General features: G+C 71.3%; 6 protein-coding genes. 3 read left to right on the plus strand and 3 right to left on the minus strand.

Features of this window, described 5'->3' with window-relative positions:
- Positions 1-436: single-stranded DNA-binding protein (locus tag B124_RS36720; RefSeq protein ID WP_496507361.1), on the minus strand; the 436-nt coding region annotated here is incomplete at its 3' end.
- Positions 437-598: 162 nt separating this feature from the next.
- A complete protein-coding gene (gene rpsF / locus B124_RS36725; RefSeq protein ID WP_496507362.1) occupies positions 599-889 on the minus strand; it encodes a 30S ribosomal protein S6 in 291 nt (96 codons plus the stop codon).
- Between the two features lie 299 nt (positions 890-1,188).
- Between rpsF and B124_RS36730 the strand changes: the two genes are divergently transcribed.
- From B124_RS36730 to B124_RS36740, 3 genes are all read left to right on the plus strand, one after another.
- Entirely contained in the window at positions 1,189-1,494 is a 306-nt protein-coding gene (locus tag B124_RS36730; protein ID WP_496507363.1) for a hypothetical protein, read from the plus strand.
- A gap of 197 nt (positions 1,495-1,691) precedes the next feature.
- Positions 1,692-2,807 (plus strand): lipid II:glycine glycyltransferase FemX, encoded by a 1,116-nt coding sequence (locus tag B124_RS36735; RefSeq protein WP_496507364.1) that lies wholly within the window; start codon positions 1,692-1,694, stop codon positions 2,805-2,807.
- Positions 2,808-2,890: 83 nt separating this feature from the next.
- Positions 2,891-3,922, plus strand: a complete 1,032-nt coding sequence (locus tag B124_RS36740) for an alanine racemase (protein WP_496507365.1) — start codon at positions 2,891-2,893, stop codon at positions 3,920-3,922.
- A gap of 75 nt (positions 3,923-3,997) precedes the next feature.
- On the opposite strand, the gene B124_RS36745 is transcribed toward B124_RS36740, so the two are convergent.
- Complete coding sequence (locus tag B124_RS36745; protein WP_496507366.1) at positions 3,998-5,551, minus strand: glycosyltransferase family 87 protein; 1,554 nt, start codon at positions 5,549-5,551, stop codon at positions 3,998-4,000.
- Positions 5,552-5,787 lie beyond the last annotated feature (236 nt).

Consider the following 5,787-nt stretch of genomic DNA (forward strand, 5'->3'; position numbering starts at 1 on the left):
CTCCGCCCCAGCCGCCGCCCTGACCGCCCTGCTGGCCGCCGCCGCCGAAGCCGCCGCCCTGGCCGCCCCTGCCGGTGGTCTTGGTGACCTTGGCAGTGGCATACCGGAGCGCGGGGCCGATCTCGTCGACCTCCAGCTCCACCACGGTCCGCTTCTCGCCCTGCTGGGTCTCGTACGAACGCTGGCGGAGCCGGCCCTGGGCAACCACGCGCGTGCCGCGCGTCAGCGACTCGGCGACGTTCTCCGCCGCCTGGCGCCAGATCGACGCGCGGAGGAACAGCGGGTCGCCGTCCTTCCACTCGTTCGTCTGCCGGTCGAACGTCCGGGGCGTCGACGCGATCGTGAAGTTCGCGACGGCCGCGCCGGACGGCGTGAAGCGCAGCTCGGGGTCATCGGTCAGGTTTCCGACGACGGTGATGACGGTCTCGCCTGCCATGTCTTGACCTCTCGCGGTTGCTGCCGGTGGTGCGGGTCTGGCTTGTCAGTGCCGACAGCCCAGTCAGTGCTGCCGGTTCGGGTCGGTTCGGTCGGTTCGGTTACTCGTACGCGGTCTGTCCGGGGTCGGACAGGCCGTACGCGGTCTGCTCGTCGGTTGTCGTCAGTGGATCGCGGGGCGCAGGACCTTGGTCCGCAGCACCGACTCGTTGAGGTTCATCTGCCGGTCGAGCTCCTTGACGACATCGGCCTCGGCCTGGATGTCGATGACCGAGTAGATGCCCTCGGGCTTCTTCTTGATCTCGTAAGCGAGACGACGACGGCCCCAGGTGTCGACCTTCTCCACCTTGCCCTTGGCCTCGCGGACCACGGACAGGAAGGACTCGATCAGCGGGGAGACTGCACGCTCCTCAAGATCGGGGTCGAGGATGACCATCACCTCGTAGTGACGCATTGTGGAACCCACCTCCTCTGGACTCGGCGGCCACGGTCTCTCCGTGGCAGGAGGTTCTTCATTGCGTCGCAACGGTAGCGCCCGGCACTGACAATCCGCGGCGGCGGCCCGGATGGGGCGCCGGATGCGGTGGCCGGCCTGGGCGGACTCCGCTACAGACCGTACACACTACCCGCAGCGGCCCTTCCGGTTGAAATCCGGCCACGATTCCCGGCAATCTGTACATACGGGTGTGAGCGGCGTCACGTACGACTCTGGAGCCCGCGCCGCCATACGGGCATGGAGGTGCCCCTATGCCTATGTCTCAGGCAGTACAGCCCCCGCAGCGCAACATCGGCCTCTTCGCCAGCGACGGAAAACCGCACGTCGCGCAGGACACTCTCCTCCTCATCACGCTCGTCGTCGGCGCCGTCGCCGTCGTCCTGGCGCAGTGGCGCGGTCTGCACGTGCCGGCGACCTGGGCGGGACTGATCGGGATCGTCACCGGGGCGTGGGCCCAGATGATCTCCGTGACCACCCGGGAGCGGTTCCTGATCCTCCTGGGGCTGGGGGCGTCCGGTCTCGGCTTCTTCATCGCGATGGCGCGCGGCGGCTTCTCCCTCTGACACCGCCGGCCCCTCCGGCACCGCCGACCCCACCGACACCGCCGGTGCACCCCGCCGGCACCCGCACCGGCTCTCCCCGTCCGCGTAGGCCCGCGGCTTGGGGCCTTCCCTCCTGGGCTCAGGCGCGCCCGCAGTAGGCTTCACCCGCGAGAAGCCTGCCGCACTCGGCAACCCGCCGCAGCACGAGGAGCGCCGCCATGAGCCTGACCCTGCAGCCCATCAGCCGCGAGCAGCATCTGGCGTACATCCGCAGCCTGCCTGCCGCGAGCCACTGCCAGATCCCGGCGTGGGCGGACGTGAAGTCCGAGTGGCGCGCGGAGAACCTGGGCTGGTTCGACGGCGGCCGGCAGGTGGGCGCGGGTCTGGTGCTGTACCGGCAGTTGCCGAAGGTGAAGCGGTATCTGGCGTATCTGCCGGAGGGGCCGGTCATCGACTGGTACGCGCCGAACCTCGACGCGTGGCTGACGCCGATGCTGGCGCATCTGAAGAAGCAGGGCGCGTTCTCCGTGAAGATGGGCCCGCCGGTGATCATCCGCCGCTGGGAGGCCCCGACGATCAAGGCGGGCATCGCCGACCCGGACGTCAAGCGGCTGCGGGACGTCAAGGCCGACGTCGTCGAGCCGCAGGCGTTCGAGGTCGCCGAGCGGCTGCGGCGGATGGGCTGGCAGCAGGGCGAGGACGGCGGCGCGGGCTTCGGCGACGTGCAGCCGCGGTACGTCTTCCAGGTGCCGCTGGCGGGGCGCTCCGTGGACGAGATCTTCAAGGGCTTCAACCAGCTCTGGCGGCGCAACGTCAAGAAGGCCGAGAAGGCCGGCGTCGAGGTGGTGCAGGGCGGTCTTGAGCACTTCGGCGAGTGGCAGCGGCTGTACGAGATCACGGCCGAGCGCGACAAGTTCCGGCCCCGCCCGCAGGCGTACTTCGAGCGCATGTGGAAGGTGCTCAACGCCGAGGAGCCGGGCCGGATGCGGCTGTATTTCGCGCTCCACCAGGGCGAGTGCCTGGCGGCGACGACGATGCTGACGGTGGGCGGGCACGTGTGGTATTCGTACGGCGCCTCCGCCAACCACGGGCGCGAGGTGCGCCCGTCGAACGCCATCCAGTGGCAGATGCTGAAGGACGCGCACGCCGCCGGCGGGCACGTGTACGACCTGCGCGGCATCGGCGACGCCCTCGTGGACAGCGACCACCTCTTCGGGCTGATCCAGTTCAAGGTGGGCACGGGCGGTCAGGCTGCCGAATACCTGGGCGAGTGGGACTACCCGTTGAATAAGCTGCTCCACAAGGCTCTCGACATCTACATGTCCCGCCGCTGACCTCGGCGGACTTGCGCGTGTAGCAGCGGACTGCGCGCGAAGGAAGGACTCCCGGCACCGCGAAGGAAGGTAAACCGACCGCCATGCCGCTCACGCTCTACGTCGATACCGCGCGGTGGCGCGCACACCAGCAGCACATCCTGGAGCAGTTCCCCGGACTCGTCCCCGTCTGCAAGGGCAACGGCTACGGCTTCGGCCACGAGCGCCTGGCCGCCGAGTGCACCCGGCTGGGGACGGGCCCGCTGGCGGTGGGCACGGTGTACGAGGCGGCGCGGGCGCGCGACTTCGTCAGCGGCGACCTGCTCGTCCTCACCCCGTACCAGCTCACCGAGGAGCCCGTCCCGCTGCCGACGCGGGTGATCCGCACCGTCGCGTCGGTGGACGCGGTGGGGCGGCTGGTCGGGGCCCGGATCGTCATCGAGGTGATGAGCTCGATGCGGCGGCACGGGGTGACGGAGGAGGAGCTGCCCAAGCTCGCCTCGCTGCTGGGGGACGTGACGCTGGAGGGCTTCGCGATCCACCTGCCGCTGGACCGCACGGACGGCACCAGCGCGGTCGACGAGGTCATCGCGTGGATGGACCGGCTGCGCGCGGCGCGGCTGCCGCTGCACACGATGTACGTCAGCCATCTGCGGGCGGACGAGTTCGAGCAGTTGCAGCGGCAGTTCCCGCAGACGCGCTTCCGGGCACGTATCGGCACCCGGCTGTGGCTGGGCGACCACGACGCGACGCAGTACCGGGGCACGGTGCTGGACGTCACGCGGGTGGCGAAGGGCGACCGCTTCGGCTACCGGCAGCAGAAGGTCTCGGGCGACGGCCACCTCGTGGTGGTCGCCGGCGGCACGTCGCAGGGCGTCGGTCTTGAGGCGCCGAAGGCGATGCACGGGCTGGCGCCGCGGGCGAAGGGCGTGGCGCGGGCGGGTCTTGCGACGGTGAACCGCAACCTGTCGCCGTTCACGTGGGAGGGCAAGCAGCGCTGGTTCGCGGAGCCGCCGCACATGCAGGTGTCGATCCTGTTCCTGCCGGCCGAGTCGTCGGCGCCGGCGCAGGGGGACGAGATGATCGCGCATCTGCGGCACACGACGACGCAGCCGGACCGGGTGGTGGAGCGCTGAGCCGCTCCGCTGTGGTCCCCCGCTGAAGAATCCCGGGGGCTTCGCCCCCGGGACCCCCTTCTCAGCAGCCCGAGTTCACTCGATGGGGGACACCGGGCCGGGTTTCGTGACCCGTTCCGCTCCCCACCGCACCTGCGGCGCCCCGTACGCGCCCAGCACGCCCGCCAGGTGCCGCCCGTGGCCGGCCTCGGCGAGCACCCGCACGTCCGGCGCCCGGTCCAGGACGCCGCCACCGGGGTCGTCGTCGCCGAGGCGGCGTACGGGGTCGCGGTCCGGCATCACGATGTCGCGTACGACCACCGCGCACAGGTACAGCGTGCCGAGCAGATGCGCGGCGATGGCCACGTGGTAGCCGTCCGGGGGCAGGCCCTTGGCGTCGTCGCCGCCGTTGGTGTAGGCGAGGTAGAGCCAGATGCCCAGGTAGTACGCGACCTCGCAGCCCTGCCAGATGAGGAAGTCGCGCCAGCGCGGCCGGGCGAGCGCGGCGAGCGGGATGAGCCACAGGACGTACTGCGGCGAGTAGACCTTGTTGGTGACGATGAACAGCGCCACGACCAGGAACGCGAGCTGCGCGAAGCGCGGGCGGCGCGGGGCGGTGAGCGCGAGGGCGCCGATGCCGATGCAGCCGAGGACCATCAGGCAGACGGCGTAGAGGTTGGCGTCGTCCACGGGGTCGCCGGAGCGCTGGGAGATGATCAGCCAGAACGAGCCGAAGTCGACGCCCCGTTCCTGGCTGAAGGTGTAGAACTTCGCCCAGCCGTCCGGCGCCCCGATCATCACGGGCAGGTTGACGGCGAGCCAGGCGCCGGCGGCTGCGGCGGTCGCGGCGCCGAACTGCCGTAGCCGGCCGGCGCGCAGGCAGAGCAGCAGCAGGGGCCACAGCAGCAGCGCGGGGTACAGCTTGGCGGCGGTGGCGAGGCCGAGGAGCACGCCGGCGGCGACGGGGCGGCTGCGGGACCAGGCGAGCATCGCGGCGGCGGTGAGGGCGACGGCGAGCAGGTCCCAGTTGATCGTCGCGGTGAGCGCGAGCGCGGGGGCGAGGGCCACGAGGAGCCCGTCCCAGGGCCGGCGGCGGTGCGTACGGGCGACGCAGACGGCGACGATCGCGGTGCAGATCATCAGCATGCCGGCGTTGACCATCCAGTAGACCTGCTCGCGGTGGACCAGGTCGTCGCCGCCCGGCGTGAGCCAGGAGGCGACCTCCATGAACAGCCCGGTCAGGACCGGGTATTCGAGGTACTCCATGCCGCCCTCGCCGGAGACCTCCGGCGGGAGGCGGTCGAAGTACGGCGTGAGGTCGTCGGCGAAGCCGCGGCCCTGGTAGAGGTGCGGGATGTCGGAGTAGCAGGCGCGGGTGTACTGGGCGTTGGCGCCGGAGAACCAGGCGCCGTCGTAGCACGGGTACTTCTGCACCATGCCGAGCGCAAACATCCCGATCGCCACGAGCGCAACCACCCGCACCGGAGTCCACCAGGAGCCGCCGAGCAGCGCTCGGCGGCCCAGCGGCCCGCCGAGCGCCTCGCTGCCGCGGGCGGCGATCTCGTCGTGCCGGGTGGGGGCCACGGGCGGCTCGTCCGGCGCCCCGGCGACGGCCGGCCGCCGGGCCGGGTCGTGGTCCACGCTCGTCATGGGCTCATCCTGCCGTACGCGGGGCGGGCGGGCCCGCGCCCCTCAGGACACGTCGACCGGGGCGGGGCGCACGGCGGGCGGCGCCGGGGGCACGGCGGGCGTCATGGGATCAGTGCTCCGCCGTCGTCTCCTCCGTTGCCGTTGCCGCCGCCGTTGTTCCAGTCGCCGTCGGTGGTTGTCTCGCCCGTCGTCTCGCCGGTGGTTGTCTCGCCGGTCGTCTCGCCGGTGGTTGTCTC

It is taken from the genome of Streptomyces sp. CNP082 (genome assembly GCF_059570535.1).